17 protein-coding genes are annotated in these 14,959 nt (G+C 71.6%); 9 read left to right on the top strand and 8 right to left on the bottom strand.

The window, feature by feature from the left end; all coding sequences use genetic code 11:
- Positions 1–25: 25 nt before the first annotated feature.
- Positions 26–1,417, bottom strand: coding sequence for a non-reducing end alpha-L-arabinofuranosidase family hydrolase (locus tag ACIBSW_RS11650; RefSeq protein ID WP_354722246.1), 1,392 nt, complete (start codon positions 1,415–1,417; stop codon positions 26–28).
- A gap of 512 nt (positions 1,418–1,929) precedes the next feature.
- Between ACIBSW_RS11650 and ACIBSW_RS11645 the strand changes: the two genes are divergently transcribed.
- Positions 1,930–3,354 (top strand): endo-1,4-beta-xylanase, encoded by a 1,425-nt coding sequence (locus ACIBSW_RS11645; RefSeq protein ID WP_354722247.1) that lies wholly within the window; start codon positions 1,930–1,932, stop codon positions 3,352–3,354.
- 61 nt (positions 3,355–3,415) lie between these two features.
- Here the strand turns inward: ACIBSW_RS11645 and ACIBSW_RS11640 are convergent, their stop codons facing one another.
- Both ACIBSW_RS11640 and ACIBSW_RS11635 read right to left on the bottom strand, forming a co-directional pair.
- The gene (locus tag ACIBSW_RS11640) at positions 3,416–3,595 is read right to left on the bottom strand and encodes a hypothetical protein (protein WP_354722248.1); all 180 of its coding nucleotides are present in this window, start codon (positions 3,593–3,595) and stop codon (positions 3,416–3,418) included.
- Positions 3,595–3,750, bottom strand: a complete 156-nt coding sequence (locus ACIBSW_RS11635) for a hypothetical protein (RefSeq protein WP_354722249.1) — start codon at positions 3,748–3,750, stop codon at positions 3,595–3,597. Before ACIBSW_RS11635 ends, ACIBSW_RS11640 begins: the two co-directional genes overlap by 1 nt.
- A gap of 238 nt (positions 3,751–3,988) precedes the next feature.
- Between ACIBSW_RS11635 and ACIBSW_RS11630 the strand changes: the two genes are divergently transcribed.
- Both ACIBSW_RS11630 and ACIBSW_RS11625 read left to right on the top strand, forming a co-directional pair.
- Positions 3,989–4,312: a plasmid stabilization protein gene (locus tag ACIBSW_RS11630; protein ID WP_354722250.1), complete on the top strand. Its 324-nt coding sequence runs from the start codon at positions 3,989–3,991 to the stop codon at positions 4,310–4,312.
- Between the two features lie 103 nt (positions 4,313–4,415).
- Positions 4,416–4,760, top strand: a complete 345-nt coding sequence (locus ACIBSW_RS11625) for a DUF6325 family protein (RefSeq protein WP_404799319.1) — start codon at positions 4,416–4,418, stop codon at positions 4,758–4,760.
- Between the two features lie 11 nt (positions 4,761–4,771).
- Here ACIBSW_RS11625 and ACIBSW_RS11620 read toward each other — a convergent pair whose 3' ends face one another.
- Positions 4,772–5,650: a CBM35 domain-containing protein gene (locus tag ACIBSW_RS11620; protein ID WP_354722251.1), complete on the bottom strand. Its 879-nt coding sequence runs from the start codon at positions 5,648–5,650 to the stop codon at positions 4,772–4,774.
- 147 nt (positions 5,651–5,797) lie between these two features.
- Between ACIBSW_RS11620 and ACIBSW_RS11615 the strand changes: the two genes are divergently transcribed.
- Genes ACIBSW_RS11615 through ACIBSW_RS11605 form a run of 3 tightly spaced genes read left to right on the top strand, consistent with a single transcriptional unit; the run spans position 5,798 to position 7,299 of the window.
- Positions 5,798–6,604, top strand: a complete 807-nt coding sequence (locus ACIBSW_RS11615; protein WP_354722252.1) for a class I SAM-dependent methyltransferase — start codon at positions 5,798–5,800, stop codon at positions 6,602–6,604.
- Positions 6,601–6,774, top strand: coding sequence for a hypothetical protein (locus tag ACIBSW_RS11610; RefSeq protein WP_354722253.1), 174 nt, complete (start codon positions 6,601–6,603; stop codon positions 6,772–6,774). Before ACIBSW_RS11615 ends, ACIBSW_RS11610 begins: the two co-directional genes overlap by 4 nt.
- Positions 6,775–6,783: 9 nt before the next feature.
- The gene (locus tag ACIBSW_RS11605; protein ID WP_354722254.1) at positions 6,784–7,299 is read left to right on the top strand and encodes a hypothetical protein; all 516 of its coding nucleotides are present in this window, start codon (positions 6,784–6,786) and stop codon (positions 7,297–7,299) included.
- Here the strand turns inward: ACIBSW_RS11605 and ACIBSW_RS11600 are convergent.
- The 3 genes from ACIBSW_RS11600 to ACIBSW_RS11590 all read right to left on the bottom strand — a co-directional run bounded on the left by ACIBSW_RS11600 (position 7,292) and on the right by ACIBSW_RS11590 (position 9,754).
- Complete coding sequence (locus ACIBSW_RS11600) at positions 7,292–8,578, bottom strand: MFS transporter (protein ID WP_354722255.1); 1,287 nt, start codon at positions 8,576–8,578, stop codon at positions 7,292–7,294. The two genes, ACIBSW_RS11605 and ACIBSW_RS11600, sit on opposite strands and share 8 nt — an antisense overlap.
- Complete coding sequence (locus ACIBSW_RS11595; protein ID WP_354722256.1) at positions 8,579–9,175, bottom strand: PadR family transcriptional regulator; 597 nt, start codon at positions 9,173–9,175, stop codon at positions 8,579–8,581.
- A gap of 135 nt (positions 9,176–9,310) precedes the next feature.
- Positions 9,311–9,754, bottom strand: coding sequence for a cupin domain-containing protein (locus ACIBSW_RS11590; RefSeq protein ID WP_354722257.1), 444 nt, complete (start codon positions 9,752–9,754; stop codon positions 9,311–9,313).
- Between the two features lie 112 nt (positions 9,755–9,866).
- On the opposite strand from ACIBSW_RS11590, the gene ACIBSW_RS11585 reads away from it, so the two are divergent.
- From ACIBSW_RS11585 to ACIBSW_RS11575, 3 genes are read left to right on the top strand one after another with little or no spacing between them, the layout of a single operon-like run.
- Entirely contained in the window at positions 9,867–10,748 is an 882-nt protein-coding gene (locus ACIBSW_RS11585) for a polysaccharide deacetylase family protein (protein WP_354722258.1), read from the top strand.
- 35 nt (positions 10,749–10,783) lie between these two features.
- Positions 10,784–13,324: a cellulase family glycosylhydrolase gene (locus ACIBSW_RS11580; RefSeq protein ID WP_354722259.1), complete on the top strand. Its 2,541-nt coding sequence runs from the start codon at positions 10,784–10,786 to the stop codon at positions 13,322–13,324.
- Positions 13,325–13,346: 22 nt separating this feature from the next.
- Positions 13,347–14,171 carry an MBL fold metallo-hydrolase gene (locus ACIBSW_RS11575; RefSeq protein ID WP_354722306.1) on the top strand — a complete coding sequence of 275 codons (825 nt, stop codon included), beginning with the start codon at positions 13,347–13,349 and terminating at the stop codon, positions 14,169–14,171.
- Here the strand turns inward: ACIBSW_RS11575 and ACIBSW_RS11570 are convergent.
- Entirely contained in the window at positions 14,168–14,926 is a 759-nt protein-coding gene (locus tag ACIBSW_RS11570; protein WP_354722260.1) for a hypothetical protein, read from the bottom strand. The two genes, ACIBSW_RS11575 and ACIBSW_RS11570, sit on opposite strands and share 4 nt — an antisense overlap.
- Positions 14,927–14,959: the final 33 nt, after the last annotated feature.

Genomic DNA, 14,959 nt, shown 5'->3' with positions numbered 1-14,959 from the left:
GCGTCGATCGGCACCGGTCCGTCGGCTATCGCCGCAGGGTGAGCAGTCCCGGCCGCCATGGCAGGTTGTTGTAGTCGCCGCCGGCACTGGGGTCCTTGCCCTGGTACAGCATTTGCAGGTTGCAGGCATCGACGGTCTTGGTCTGATCCGGATTGGTACGGACCAGGTCGCCGTGGCTGATGTCGTTGGTCCAGGTGGCGCCGCTGTTGGCCTTGCCCGCGAAGGGGTTGCTCTCGCTGGCGGCCTGCGGTGTCCACGAGCCGTTCAGGCTGTTGGAGGTGAACGAGCGGAAGTAGCGGCCCTGGCTGCCGATCGCCTCGACGATCATCAGGTACTGGTTCTGGCCTTGGACCTTGTAGACCTCGACCCCTTCGAACAGGTTGTTCGTCGAGTCGCTCATGATCGTCGTGTAGGACGAGCCGAAGCTGCCGGGGAAGTTGCCGATCGGCATGCTTGCCCGGTAGATCTTGCCGTTGTCGCCGGCGAAGAACAGGTACATGTTCGTGTCGTCACCGATCAGGGTCTGGTCGATCACCCCGGTGTTGGAGCCCGAGATGCTGCCGGTGAACAGGGTCTGTACCGCCGACCAGCCGTTGGCGTTGGCCGGGTCGGTGGAGGTCTTGTAACTGAACGCGGTCGGGCCCCACTGGTAGGCCAGTACCCAGATGTTCTTCGGGGCGAAGTAGAGCAATGTCGGCGCCACCGTGCCCTGGCTCATCCCGTTCTGGCTCGCCGAGGCCATGTCGGACCAGTTGGTGAAGAGGCCGAAATTCATCGACCCGTACGACCCTCCCGCGACGTTCGACGCGTAGACCAGGTGCTTGCCGTTGTAGACGACGTTGGTGAAGTCCTTCAGCGAGACCCACCCGTTCTTCGGGTTGGCCAGCGAACCCGTCGACGTCCAGCGGTATGTCGACGGCAGCGCGCACGTGCCCCCCGGCGTCGAGGGTGAGGTGGGGGGTGAGGACGGGGGCGGGCTGGACGGCGTCGTCGGCGTGGTCGCTCCGGTGCAGCTCACGCCGTTGAGGGCGAAGCTGGTCGGCGCGGGGTTGCTGCCGGTCCACGACCCGTTGAAGCCGAACGACACCGTGCCGTTGGTCGGGACCGAGCCGTTGTAGCTTGCGTTCGCCGCGGTCACCGCGGAGCCGCTCTGCGTCAAGGCGGTGTTCCAGGCCTGGGTCACTGTCTGCCCGGCGCCGTACGACCACGTCAGCGTCCAGCCGGACAGCGGATCACCCAGGTTGGTGATCGTCACGTTGGCGCCGAACCCGCCCTGCCACTGCGACGACACGGTGTAGCTCACCGCGCAGCCCGCGGCGGCGGCGCCGGCCGGCGGTGCCAGGCCGACGGCCGCGGACGCGACCAGCACGACGCCGACCGACGCCAGACCGGCGGCGGTCGCTCTGAATCTGGACATGGACGCTCCTGATGGGGGAAGGGGCCTTGTGTAGTGAACGTTAACAACCTGCTTTCGGCATGCTACGGGAGCGCTCCCACGCTCTCAATGGCGTGCGCTGCAGATTCTTTCTATCGATCAGTTATCGATGCTCAAATCGGGTGCTGAAAATGTGTTATCTCAATGCCGCCGATGGAGTCGCTCTCGGTGTTTAATCCGCCTGATGCGGTGCTCTGACGGGGTTTGACCATAGAAACTTTCGGACCGACACCGCCTGGCCAGGGCGCTGTTTCGCGCTTTCACTCACCTGGGCGGCGCCTTCGCGAGCAAACATCGCAGCAAGTTCCGGAAGTTTTCCGGAAGTATTGTTTCGACACTGTTGCCCGTGCCAGCATGCGCAGAGCATTGAAGGCTATCGCTCTCGATCCCGAGTTGTGCGATCCAATGCCGGGCGCCGTACGCGAATAGAGAAAGGCGGCATCGTGACAACCATTTCCCCCATCCCCTCCGCCGGCTCCTCGAGGAGCCGATCATTGCGGATTCGTCTGCTGGCCGGCGGTGCCGCCGCCGCCCTCACGGCGGTCGGCGTCGTGCTGGCGATGCCGGAGGCGAACGCGGCGGCGTCCACCCTCGGCGCGGCGGCCGCGCAGTCGGGCCGGTACTTCGGCACGGCGATCGCCGCCGGACGGCTCGGCGACTCGACGTACACCACGGTCGCCGGGCGCGAGTTCAACATGATCACGGCCGAGAACGAGATGAAGCCGGACGCGACGCAGCCCCAGCGCGGCCAGTTCACCTTCAACTCCGGCGACCAGATCTACAACTGGGCGACCCAGCGCGGCCTGAAGGTCCGCGGCCACACCCTGGCGTGGCACGCACAGCAGCCCGGCTGGATGCAGAGCCTCAGCGGCAGCAACCTGCGCCAGGCGATGATCGATCACATCAACGGCGTGATGGCGCACTACAAGGGCAAGCTGGCCGCCTGGGACGTCGTCAACGAGGCGTTCAACGAGGACGGCAGCCGTCGCGGCTCCAATCTGCAGGGCACCGGCAACGACTGGATCGAGGTGGCGTTCCGCACCGCGCGCAACGCCGACCCGTCGGTCAAGCTCTGCTACAACGACTACAACATCGAGAACTGGTCCTACGGCAAGACGCAGGGCGTGTACAACATGATCCGGGACTTCAAGTCCCGCGGCGTGCCGATCGACTGCGTGGGCCTGCAGACCCACTTCACCGGCGGCAGCTCGCTGCCGGGCAACTTCCAGACCACCCTCTCGAGCTTCGCCGCACTGGGTGTCGACGTGGCCCTGACCGAGGTCGACGTCACCAACGCCTCGACCTCCCAGTACGCAGGGCTGACCCAGGCCTGCATCAACGTGCCCCGCTGCATCGGCATCACCGTGTGGGGAGTGCGGGACAGCGACTCGTGGCGGTCCAGCGAGAGCCCGCTGCTGTTCGACGGCGGTGGCAACAAGAAGGCGGCCTACAACTCCGTACTCAACGCCCTCAACGCCGCCGGCCCGACCACGCCGCCCCCGAGCGGTGGCACCAGTTCCCCGACACCCTCGGTCCCGCCGACCGGAACGAACCGGATCCTCGGCGCGCAGTCCGGCAGGTGCATCGACGTGCCGAACGCGTCGCAGAACAACGGCACCCGGGTACAGCTCTACGACTGCAACGGCCAGACCAATCAGACGTGGACGCTCACCTCGAGCAGGCAGCTGACCGTGTACGGCAGCAGGTGTCTCGACGCCGCGGGCTCCGGAAACGGCTCGGCCGTGCAGATCTACAGCTGCAACGGGCAGGCCAACCAGCAGTGGAACGTCAACTCCAACGGAACCATCACCGGAGCGCAGTCCGGGCGCTGCCTCGACGTGTGGGGCACCGGCAACGGTCAGCAGGTCCAGATCTACGACTGCAACGGGCAGGCCAACCAGCGCTTCAGCCTGAGCTGACCTCGACGGTCGATCACCGGTGTGGCGGCGACACCCCTCGCCGCCACACCGGTCCTCGCCGTCATCGCGGGGCCAGCCGCAGCGCTCGCGTGTCCAGCACATCGTCGTGGCGGGCGATCTCCCGCCCGTCCTGGTAGACGGTCACCCCGCCCCGCCACGGACAGTAGGAGACCCCCTCGTACCGGCTCACGGTGTCGTCGTGATGCCTGATCTCGAGGACGTCCGCGGGAGTGTGCGCCATCAGCCGGCCCGCCGATCCCGGCCCTCGGCCTGCGCCGTCCGGGCACGGGCGGCGATCTCGTAGTTCGCGCGGGCGTCGGTGTACGGCCAGGCCTCCCGTACCGCGGTGTCGCGGATGGCGCGGTCCTCGTCGGCAATCGGGCTACGCTGGCGCATGTCGCGTTCCTTCCTCGAGATGGGCTTGCGGCAGGGGGTGGGTTCGGCTTTCCACGGCTGCGAACCCGCCCCACAATTCGTTGTACGGTGCGTATCGGTCCGATTACCGGCCCACCGGCCAGCGCGGCGCGATTCCGGGAGACACACGCGTGCCGCCGCGACTGGTTTCCCGGCTCGCGGGCCGGGTACAACGGTCGGCGCGGCCGGATGGTGTCCTGAATCCCGGAAGGAGAACGCCATGCCCGCAGGATCGAGCCCGAAGAGGGAACGCCAGTACCAGCACATCAAGGCCGGCGCCAAGAAGCGCGGCGAGTCCACCGACCGCGCCGAGGAGATCGCCGCGCGCACGGTGAACAAGGAGCGCGCCCGCTCCGGCGAGGCCAAGACCGCCAGCCGCTCCTCGCTCAAGGACGTGTCCTCCGGGCACCGCGGCGGCAAGCGCTCACACACCGGGGCGCAGGGGCCCACCAAGGAACAGCTCTACAACGAGGCCAAGAAGCGCCACATCGCCGGCCGCTCCACCATGAGCAAGGCCGAACTCGCCAAGGCCCTCTCCCACTAGGCGGGCTGATCCTTAACGGTCTGCGGGAGTTGTTCGCCGTTCTTCGGCCGACGGATGCGTGCGCCGGGCCGATGCGCGACAATAGCGACATGGCGTTGGCAGGCTGACCGAAATCGGTCACGTTCGCGTCGTTGATGCCTTGGTCGTCCGCAGCGACGCCGCCGGCAGGGCGTGCTCGATGGAGATCGATGACGTGCCCGACCTCGCTGACGGCCGCGACCGCTTCGGTGGCCTGACGTCCGGGCTGATCACCGGTACGGACGTCGACGATGTCGCCGCCCTGGTCGGCCGCGGCACCGATGCGCTGGCCGTCCTGGTCCAGCTGCAATGGGTCAATGACCTGGCCGACCTGGTGGCAACCACGAACGGCTCCGTGGTGGCACTGACTCCCGTGCACGCGGTGCACGCGGTGCCGCCCGGCACCCTGGCCGTCCTGGACCGAGGCTAGGGCCGGGACCCTCAGCGGGTCAGGTCGATGCGGTCGAAGTCGGGCGCGTAGTCGGTGTCGTTGCGTACCTCGATGGTGTTCGCTCCTGCCTTCAGGGTCAGGGGCAGGACCAGGGCGTCCACGGTGTACCAGTCGGGGCTGGCCGGGAACGTGAGGTTCTCTACGAGACGGCCGTTGACCAGTACGGTCGCCCCCCGCGGCTCGCCGGATATGTAATGCACCCGGACGTTGTAGGTGCCGGAAGCGGGCACCGTCAGCCCGGTGAAGCGCAGGAAGTTGGCCTCGCCGTTGCCGACGAACCGCACGACGAGGCCGTCGGAGGCGTCGTCACGCGGCAGCGGCCGGGCCTTTCCCCCCAACACGTTGCGCGGTGACTCCGCCTCGTAGGACGCCTGGAACGGTGCCGGCCGCGCGGACTCGGTCCCGGCCCCGGGGGCGGGCGTGCCTCCCGTTGCCGACGGCCGGCCGGTGCGGGCGTGCGAAGCCGGGGCCGTCGCCGAACTCCGTGATGGGGACGGCGAGGAGTCGGACGGGCGGGCCGCCTGCGACGGAGCCGCCGCGGCGGGCAGCGGCGGCTGGGCGATCGCGGCCGGGGGTTCGGACGGCGAGATGACGGCGACCAGGACCCCGGCCACGCCGAGGACGGCGATCGTGGCGGCGGCGCCGATGACGCCGCCTCTGCGTTGCGCCAGGGCCAGCGCCCGGCGCCGCGCGGCCCGCGTGCCCGCTCGGCCGGCGGTCGACCACCGGCCGGCCGTCTCCGGTCCGGGAACCGACGTTGTCGCACGGGGTACGGAGCCCTGTGGCGCCGGGCCGCCGGCGCTGACCGGCGGCAGCCATCCACCGATGCGCAGTGGTTTGGCCGATGGCTCCGCGTCATCCTCTTGCATGAGCTTGACCGTCCTCAATCCATGGTCCGCCGAGGCTAACCTCGACATCACCGGGCCAGGCCACCCGTTCGGACGATCTTGATACGGCCGGTAGGCCGAGATCGCCATGGTCATGAAGGTGGGTGCCGGCGCGGGGAGGAGGAGACCGTGTCCATCCGCAAGTTCCTGTTGCTGCCCGGGCTGATCCGGGCGTCGCTCCGATCACGACGCCGCTCGCCGCGCGGCTGGGAGACGTTCTGGTCCGGCGTGCGCCGGACCGGTCCCGGCGGAGACGTGCTCTGGGACGTCGGCGAGGACTCCGAGCTGGGCTGGTGCCTGCGGCAGGCCGAGCGGCACTTCGACCGCGCACTGCCGGTGGTCGACGTCGGCTGCGGCAACGGCCGGTTCACCCGGCTGCTGGCCGAGACGTTCCCGGTGGTCGTCGGGATCGACGTGGCGGCCAGCGCGATCCGGCTGGCCGAGGCCGAGTCCGCCGGGCAGCCACGCGTCTCGTACCGGGTCCTCGACGCGGCGGACCCGGACGCGATGCGAGCCCTGGCCCGCGAGCTCGGACCGGCCAACGTCTTCGTTCGCGGCGTCCTGCACATCACCGCGCCCGGCAAGCGCTCGAGCGTCGCCGACGGAATCGCGGCCCTGGTCGGCGGCCCCGGCCGGGTGCTGCTCGTGGAGACCGCGTTCGAAGGGGACCCGCTCGGCTATCTCGAGTACGTCGGCGGCGGGCACGGCCGGATACCGACTCTGGTACGGCCGCTCGTCGGCGCCGGCATCCCGCCGCCGAGGCGGTTCGCCCGTCCCGAGCTGGACCGCACCTTCCCGGCCGGTTCATGGCCCCGGCTGGACGGCGGTGCCATCGAGATGTGTGTGATCGATCAGGACGGGCAACGTCCGTTCCTGGCGATCCCCGGCTTCTTCGCCGCGCTGGAACATGTCGGAACCGGTGACCGGAAACCGTGAGGCGGGGGAGTTGGCCGCTGATCGGACTGGCCCTGGGCGCGGTGATCGGTGCGCTCTGGGGCTGGTTCGGCAGCGGCGGCTACGAGGCGATCGACTCGGCGGTCGGCACCGCCCTGATGTGTGCGGCAGCCGGCCTGCTGATCGGTGCTGTGGCGGCAGCCCTCTCGTAGCCTTCTGGAATGACCCCCGGCGAACCCGAAGACCGCGACTCGCTTCGCGTGCAGATGCAGCAGTCCATCGAGACGTTCCGGCACCTGACGACGCTGTTCGTCCAGTGCACCGGGTTCCTGATCGCGGCCGGCGGGCTGCTGTTCGGATACGGTCTGGCCCAGCAGAAGGCGGCTCCGCTCCTTTTCGCGGGCCTGGCACCGCTGGGCATCATCGTCGTGCTGATGTTGATCCTGTCGCACGGGCTGCCCGTGGCGTTCGTCGCCATCAGGAGCGAGGAGAGGCTGCTTCCCGGCGAAGCCACTGTGGGCCGGACCTACTTCATGACCAAGTACCCGCTCGCCTACGCCTGGATAGCGCCCGCGCTGCGGATGGACGAGGACGAGCGAAACCGGATGCTCGCCCGCCCGCCGCTGCGCGGCATGGTGGGTGCGAGGGCCGTGGTGCTCTCGCTGGTGACCGGATCGATCGCGCAGTTCGTCCTGTTCTTCGTGGCGCTGATCTGGTTCGACTACCGGTTCATGTAAGAAGTGGACGCTGCGCGGCCTCCTCGGGCCAGCGTGCCTCGCGGATGCGCCGATCGTGAGCGGCCCAGGCGACCGTGACGGCGAGTACGCCCGCGAGCAGGACGACCGCCCCGGCCCCCGGCAGGTGTTGCAGCAGGAGCCCGGAGCCGAAGACACCCACCGCGGCGCCGGCGCCGAGCACGGTCATGAAGGCGGAGAACGCCCGGCCTCGCTGCTCGTCGGGAATCTGGCGGAAGATGAGGACATCGACCAGCACGCGCATCGACGGCCCGCCGAGTCCCAGCAGGAACAGCGTCGTCGCTGTCCACCACGGACCCCACGGGAGGGCCAGCGACGCGATGAAGGCGACCGCGGTGAATCCGAGCAGGAGCATCAGGGACCCCGGCGAGAAGGCCCGGTGCAGCGGCTTCACCAGCAGGGTGCCCGCGAGGCCGCCCAGCGCGAGGCCGATCGAGGTCAGGCCGACCATGGCCGGGGACGCTCCGGCGCGGGTCAGCAGCACGACCACGATCAGGATCAGCGGCGCGGTCACCGCGTTGAGCGCCGCGGCGAAGATCGTGCTGTGCCGCAGCAGTGGCGTGCGCCAGAGCATCGCCAGCCCCGCCGAGACGCGGGACAGCACGGTGCCCTGCGCCGCCGGACGGTTCTCGGTCGCCTGCTTCGGCAGCCGGACGAACAGGGCGCAGACGAGCGAGATGAGGAACGACAGGGCCGTGGTGACGAAGGGGAGAACGGCCGCCGCCGCGTACAGGAAACCGCCGAGCGGTGGACCGCCCAGGCCCGCCGCGTGGGTCCGGACCTCTTCCTGGGTCAGTGCCGCGGTGAGTTGCCGTGGCGGCACCGCCGCGCGGACCAGGAGCATCCGGGCCGAGCCGCCCAGCGGCTGCACGGCACCTACCGCGGCTGCCACCAGGAGCAGGTGGGGAAGGGTCAGCGCGTCGGTCAGCACGGCGATGAGGACGCTGAGTGAGGCCAGGACCCGGACGCCCTCCATGGTGATGAGCATCGCGCGCCGGTCGTAGGTGTCCGCGAGCGCGCCGGCGGGCAGCCCTACGAGCAGGGCTACGAACAGTTGCATCCCGCCGAACGCGCCCGCCCAGGCGGCCGAACCGGTGACACCCAGAACGATCAGGGGATAGACCAGGTCGGTGACCTCCTTGCCCAGGAACGCGAAGGCGGATCCGCTCCAGAGCAGCTGGAAGTTCCTGTTGCGCCGAAGCGGCGGCAGGTCGGTGTCCGGTGCGGGCAGCGGGTTCGCGGTGCCGGCTCGCGCGGTCATCTACTCTCCTGAGGCAGGGGCGGACGGGAAGAGTCGCCGCAGGTCGTGGTGGGCCTGCTCGAGGATCGAGGCTGCCCGGGTCAGCCGCTCCGGCGGTTCCGCGTCGGTCAGCCGCGCCGCCGTGAGCTGCAGCTGATGGCAGATCTCGCGCACGCGGGCGGCGCCGGAGCCGCGCGGCGAGTGCACCGCCGGCCACAGCCCGCCGAACTCCGATCGCTGCTCGGCGGCCACGGCGCGGCCCGGCGGCGTCAGCCGGTGGCGGCGCTCCGGGTCCTCGCCGGTGCCGGTCACCAGGCCCTCGTCGACGAGCTGGGCGAGGGTGGGATACACCGATCCGGCGCTGGGGCGCCACCGCCCCCCGCTGCGCGAAATGATCGACTGCATCAACTGATAACCGTTGCTCGGCGCCTCGTCGAGCAGCCCGATCAGCGCGATGCGGACGCCACCCTTGCGCACCCGGAGGCCGGCTCGGCCGGGCGGTGCCGGGGGAGGGGGCGGCAGCGGAGGTTCGGGCGGCAGCGGTGGGCGCCTGCCCGGCTCGCCGGGGCCGATGTACACGTGGGTTCCGGGTTCGTCCGGGTCCAGGTCCATGGACATCTCCAATCCTCGATGCCCATAACGATATATCGTTATGTCGCGCCGGCTGCGAACGCGGCGGCGGATCCCATGGCGCGGTCCAGGCTCGACGGACGCAGGTCGGCCCAGTCGTCCTCGAGGTAGGTCAGGCAGGTATTACTGGAAGTCGCAGCCGGGGTTCGGGTCGTCGACCGACAGCGGGCTGCCGGTCGGCAGGACGTAGAGGACGTCGAGGACCACCGGGGTGGTGCCGAGGTTGCGGCCGATGTGCACGTTTCCCGGGCCGGACGGTTCCACGATGGTGGAGCCGGTCGGGTAGACGCCGTCGGACGCGCAGGTGGCGGCGAAGTGGCTCAGGGTGCCCTGGCGGACTCGCGCGTAGAGGGTGCCGTCGTGGTGGTGCCACCCCGTGGCCTGCCCGGCGGGAAGGGTGACTTCGCGCCGGATGAAGTCGGTGTCGCCGACGGTGCGCTGCCAGATGATCCGGCCGGACACTCCGGGGCCCGGCGGGGTGGCGTGCGCGGCGCCGCCGGCGAGCGTGCCGCCCGCGATGACGGCGGCGGCGAGTGCGGTCCGCGGGCCGTGACGCTTGATGGACATCTGGTCGGCAGGTCCTTCCGGTGTGTCGGCGCGGGCAGCACCGTGACCCTATCGAGACCGGACGGACATCCCGGACCGTTCGCTGTGGCTTGCGCATGCCATATTTGCGGCCATGTCGATCACGGGGCGGGTTGTCGCGTTCTGCGCGGTGGTGGTGCTGGCGGGGTGCGGCGGCGAGGGCGCCCGGCCCGAGGCGTTGCCGGCGAGCGTGGCCGCGGCCCCGTCGGCCCCGTCCGCCGCGCCGACGCTCGAGGCGGCGCCCGCTGCGGCGGTGCGGCCCGGTGAGCGCCCGCCGGGGTCGCTGCCGCCGGTGCGCCGGCACGGCCCCCGCGGGGCGAAACGGGTGGCGCTGACCTTCGACGCCGACATGACCGACGCCATGATCGGCCGGCTGCGGCGCGGCGAGGTCTCCTCGTACGCGAATCTGAAGCTGCTGGGTCTGCTGGAGCAGCAGGCGATACCCGCGACGTTCTTCGTCACCGGGCAGTGGGCCGAGCAGTACCCGCAGGTGATGCGCCGGATCGCAGGGAACCCGCGGTTCGAGGTGGCCAACCACAGCTACGAGCACGCCGCGTTCACGCCCGGTTGCTACACGCTGCCGCCGCTGCCGGCGAAGGAGATGACCCGCGACGTCGACCGGACGTTTCGGACGCTGGAGCCGTTCGGGGGCCGGCAGACCCGGTACTTCCGGTTTCCGGGGCTGTGTCACGACCGGGCGGCGCTGCGGGCCCTCGCGCCGCTCGGCGTGACCGTGATCGACGGCGACGTGGTCAGCGGCGATCCGTTCGCCCGGAGCGCGTCGCCGGTGGTGCGGGCGGTGCTGTCGCAGGTGCGGCCGGGCTCGATCGTGATCATGCATCTCACCGAGGCGAACGCCCGGTACACCGACGACGCGCTGCCGCGGATCCTCGCCGGCCTCCGCGAACGCGGCCTGGAGCCGGTCGCCCTGTCGGAACTGCTGGGCGAGCGGCCGGTCGCGCCGGGCCAGGGCTGACAAAACGCGGAACGCGAGTAATACTCGCGTCCACCATGACCAGTACTGACCTTGCCGGGTACCTGCGTGCGCGCTGGGCGGCGCCGCGGGTCCGGGCCGCCGCGGCCGCCGTCGTCATCCTCGTCGCCGTCCTCGCGGTCGCCGCCGCCACGGACCCCTCGGGCCTGCTCGCGCCGATCGGCGGCCGGGGGCTGCCGCTGCTGGGTACGGGCGGCGTCTACCGGTGGGCGCCGCTCGTGGTCGGCCTCCCGGTCCTGCTCGCGGGCACCGCCGTACCCACCTTCCTGGTCGCCGGGTACGCGCGGGCCAGGTGGGTGTTCGCCGCCGCCTGGATCGCGGTGATCGGCGCCGGCGCCCTGGCGACTGCCGCGACCGGTTTCGCGTCGGCCGTTCCGATGCTGGGTCCGCACCTGTCGCTCGGCTCGGCCGCGACGTACGCGCTCAGCACGTGCGGCTTCGCGGCGGTCAAGTTCGTCTTCGTCGGCCCCCTCGTCGCGGCCGGCGCGGCGCTCGCGGCCCGGTTCGGGCCGCGCCCGGCCTCCGGCGCCGAGAGTGGCGAGGCCGAGCCGTACCCGGTGGCCCGCACCGCGGCGGTCATGGTGGTGGTGACCGGCCTGGCGGCGATCGGGCCGGCGGCGCACTGGTGGCTCGGCGGGCCGGTCGGCTACTCGTTCGCCGGATTCGTCGTCGCGCCGACCGCGGCCAACGGCGTGCTCGGCTTCCTCGCCGGCACGGCCGTGTTCCTGGCGGTGTTCGCCGGGGTCGTGCGCCTGGCGCGGCCGCGGCCGCCGCGGGCCGGCCGGTCGGCGGCGGCGGTGACCGTCGGCCTGGCGTCGGTGGTGGCGGGGCTCGGCCTCGGGGTGGCCGGCGCGGTCGCCGCCGCGCTGCCCTGGTCGAACCGGCTCGACGGCGCCGGGCCGGACGAGTGGTGGCTCGCCACCTCGCTGATCAGCGTCGCTACCGGCGTCGGCTATGGCGCGGTCGTCGGCCTCATCGGGGCCGTCGTGGTCGCGGCGGGATGGCGCCTGCGGTCGCGGTCGGTGCCGGTCGTGGCGATCGGCGTGCTCGTTCTGGCGCTCGTGCCCGTGATCGGGGCGTCGGCTCCGGCCGGGCCGCCGGCCGTCGAGGCGGTCGCGGCGTCCGGCGGCATGGAGTACCTACAAGTGCACCCGGCGCCCGCCGCGGGCGGGCTCGCCACGATCGGCGACGTCACGGGGCGGCAGGTGATCCTGCGGGGCGTCAACGTGAACCAGCTGATCGACTACCACCTGCGGGATCCGGCCGTTCCCGCGACCCAGCCGCCGACCGACGGCGACTTCGAGCAGATGGCGGCGATGGGCTTCAATGTCATCCGCCTCGGCATGTCGTGGTCGCGGCTGGAGCCCCGGCGCGGGACGTTCGACGAGTCCTACCTTCGGCAGGTCCAGGCCGCGGTGGCCGGTGCGAAGGCGCACGGGATCTACACCGTGCTGGACATGCACGAGGACGCGTGGGGCAACGCGCTCGCCCGCCCGTCCGAGCGGTGCGGCGGCGGGACCACCCCGACCACCGGCTGGGACGGCGCGCCCGCGTGGGCGACCATCACCGACGGGACCGCGCACTGCCAGTTCATGGCCCGCGACCTCGCGCCGGCGGTGGCGACGGCGTTCGGGAACTTCTACACCGACCGCGACGGCATCCAGAGCGAGCTCGTACGCACCTGGGCGTTCGTCGCCGAGGCGTTCGCCGGCGAGCCCGCTGTGGCCGGCTACGACCTGCTCAACGAGCCCGGGATCGGTGCCAACCCGCCGATCAGCTCGGGGCTGCTGCTCGGGCGGTACTACGACGCCGCGATCACGGCCATCCGGGCGGCCGAGCGGGCCGCCGGCGGGCACACCCACCTGGTCTTCTTCGAGCCGAGCGTGCTCTGGTCGGGGCTCGGGTTCGACGCGGCGCCGGCGCCGGGATTCACCGACGACCAGCAGCTGGTGTTCGCGCCGCACCCGTACAGCGAGTCCATCAGCATGGACCAGAGCCTCGGGCTGACGATCGCGTCGATCGAGCGGAATGTCGCCATGTCGGCCCGGGCCGCCCGCGCCTACAGGTCCGCGTTGTGGCTCGGCGAGTGGGGGTGGTTCGGCAATCCCGCCGCGGAGGGCGACAACGTGTGGCGCCTCGGTGCGGCGCAGGACCGGCTCGGCGTCGGCGGCGCGTTCTGGGTGTGGCGGCAGGGCTGCGGCTCGCCCGAGACCGGTGCGGACGCCACGACCTCCGGGAATCTGGTCGCCGTCGACTGCCGCACCGGTGCGTCGACCCCGCCGCCGGCGGACTTCGCCCGGCCGCTGTCGAGGGCGTTCCCGCGGGCGCTGCCGGGCCGGTTGGAGTCGCTCTTCTCAAGCCAGATCGGCGAGCTGCGGATCGCCGGCACCGCCCCCGACAGCCCCGCGAACTGCCGGGTCGACATCTGGGTGCCCGGCGCCCCGAAGCCCCGCCTGACGACGACCGGGGTCACCGAGGCGTCGTCGGAGCAGGTGCCGGGCGGCTGGCGGGTCACCGGCTGCGCCCGCGGCTCGTACACCCTGACCGCGGGCCGTTGATCACTGGCAGAATCACGATGTGATGCGCTTCCGGGAGGTCGCCGACCGGGTGTACGTCCTGCGGTATCCGGTGCTGGACGTCAACGTCACGCTGGTCACCTCCGCCGGTGCGGCCCTGGTGGTGGACACGCTGTCCACCGCCGGCCAGGCCGGCGAGCTGGCCCGCGCGATCCGCGGGATCACCCGCGATCCGTTGATCGTCGTGAACACCCACCACCACTTCGACCACTGCTTCGGCAACGCGACGCTGGCCGCGCCCGGCGCGCCGATCTGGGCGCACGAGGAGGCCGCCCGGGAGCTGCGCGAGAACGCCGGAACCCTGCAACGGCACTGGTACGAGCAGTGGCTGCCGCGCGACCCGGAGCTGGCGGCCGGGCTCGCCGAGGTCACCGTGCGGGTGCCCGACCGGCTCGTGCGCGCCGAGGCGACCGTCGACCTGGCCGGGCGTACCGTGTCGCTGCGCCACCTCGGGCGCGGGCACACGGCGGGCGACCTGGTGGTCGGGGTGCCCGACGCCGGGGTGGTCCTCGCCGGTGACCTGGTGGAGCAGGGCGCCCCGCCGTCGTACGGCGACGACGCGTACCCGCTGGAGTGGCCGGACACGGTGGCCGCGCTGCTGGGCCTGGTCGCGCCGGACGGCGTCGTGGTGCCGGGGCACGGCGCGCCGGTGGACCGCGCGTTCGTGCGCGCGCAGCACCAGCAGCTCGGCGAGCTGGACCGGCTGATCCGCGAGGGTCACGCCGGCGGCGCCGAGCCGCCGGACGTGGCGGCCCGCTCGCCGTTCGGCGCCGAGGCGTCCCTGGTCGCGGTGCGCCGCGGCTACGCCGAGCTGTCCGGACACGCCTAGCGCGGAGCCCGGCGTCCGGACGGCAGGAACGTCCGGTACATCAGCACCACGACGACGACGAGGCCGATCGCGCCGGCGCGGCCGATCCACAGCCAGGGCGAGGTGGGCTCGGCCCAGATCAGCCGGGCGAGCACCGTGCCGATGCAGCGGCCGCGCGGGCCGACCGCGCCGAGCGCGACACCGAACGCGGTCATGAGCATGAACAGGAACAACAGCCCGACCAGCGAACGCCGCAGCACGCTGGTCCCGGGTGGTGCTCCGACGGCGAAGAACAGCGATGCCCAGGTCATCAGGAGCAGGATCAGGATCGACCCGCCGCCGACGAGGGTGCCCACGAAGATGGCGACGAACGCGTACGGCACGGCGTGCTCGTCGATCAACCACAACGGGTAGATCAGCGGCAACTGGGCGATGCCGAGGACGAACACCGCGGCCATCGGGGGGAGCGTGTTCCGCAGGACCGACAGCACGTCGCGGGAGCGGCGCAGCGACGCACGCAGCGCCGCGACCACCGGGATCGCCAGCGGCAGCAGCGGCCAGATCGGCATCGTCTCCGGGTCCTCGTCCACCGCGAGGCCGGCGGCGGCCACCGCGACGAAGATGACCACGGTGTTGATGACCAGGGCCCACCGGATGGAGTGCCAGGGCAGCAGGTCGCTGACCGGCGGGGCCGGTGCGGGCTGCTCCGCGGTCCGCCACGGATCGGGACGCTGCGGGCGGCGGCGAGGCGGGTGCAGGCGGCGGCGACGTGACATCGGCACGACCATAATCCACCCGCGCCACATCGC

This window comes from Actinoplanes sp. NPDC049668, assembly GCF_044465445.1.
Taxonomy (GTDB): domain Bacteria; phylum Actinomycetota; class Actinomycetes; order Mycobacteriales; family Micromonosporaceae; genus Actinoplanes.
This window is presented reverse-complemented; position numbering and strand designations above follow the sequence as displayed.

Coding starts and splice junctions, on each gene's coding strand:
- ACIBSW_RS11590 (WP_354722257.1), bottom strand. CDS start 9,754: ATGTCCATCAAGCGTCACGGCCCGCGGACCGCACTCGCCGCCGCCGTC.
- ACIBSW_RS11605 (WP_354722254.1), top strand. CDS start 6,784: ATGACCCCCGGCGAACCCGAAGACCGCGACTCGCTTCGCGTGCAGATG.
- ACIBSW_RS11585 (WP_354722258.1), top strand. CDS start 9,867: ATGTCGATCACGGGGCGGGTTGTCGCGTTCTGCGCGGTGGTGGTGCTG.
- ACIBSW_RS11630 (WP_354722250.1), top strand. CDS start 3,989: ATGCCCGCAGGATCGAGCCCGAAGAGGGAACGCCAGTACCAGCACATC.
- ACIBSW_RS11650 (WP_354722246.1), bottom strand. CDS start 1,417: ATGTCCAGATTCAGAGCGACCGCCGCCGGTCTGGCGTCGGTCGGCGTC.
- ACIBSW_RS11600 (WP_354722255.1), bottom strand. CDS start 8,578: ATGACCGCGCGAGCCGGCACCGCGAACCCGCTGCCCGCACCGGACACC.
- ACIBSW_RS11570 (WP_354722260.1), bottom strand. CDS start 14,926: ATGTCACGTCGCCGCCGCCTGCACCCGCCTCGCCGCCGCCCGCAGCGT.
- ACIBSW_RS11595 (WP_354722256.1), bottom strand. CDS start 9,175: ATGTCCATGGACCTGGACCCGGACGAACCCGGAACCCACGTGTACATC.
- ACIBSW_RS11640 (WP_354722248.1), bottom strand. CDS start 3,595: ATGGCGCACACTCCCGCGGACGTCCTCGAGATCAGGCATCACGACGAC.
- ACIBSW_RS11575 (WP_354722306.1), top strand. CDS start 13,347: ATGCGCTTCCGGGAGGTCGCCGACCGGGTGTACGTCCTGCGGTATCCG.
- ACIBSW_RS11580 (WP_354722259.1), top strand. CDS start 10,784: ATGACCAGTACTGACCTTGCCGGGTACCTGCGTGCGCGCTGGGCGGCG.
- ACIBSW_RS11635 (WP_354722249.1), bottom strand. CDS start 3,750: ATGCGCCAGCGTAGCCCGATTGCCGACGAGGACCGCGCCATCCGCGAC.
- ACIBSW_RS11620 (WP_354722251.1), bottom strand. CDS start 5,650: ATGCAAGAGGATGACGCGGAGCCATCGGCCAAACCACTGCGCATCGGT.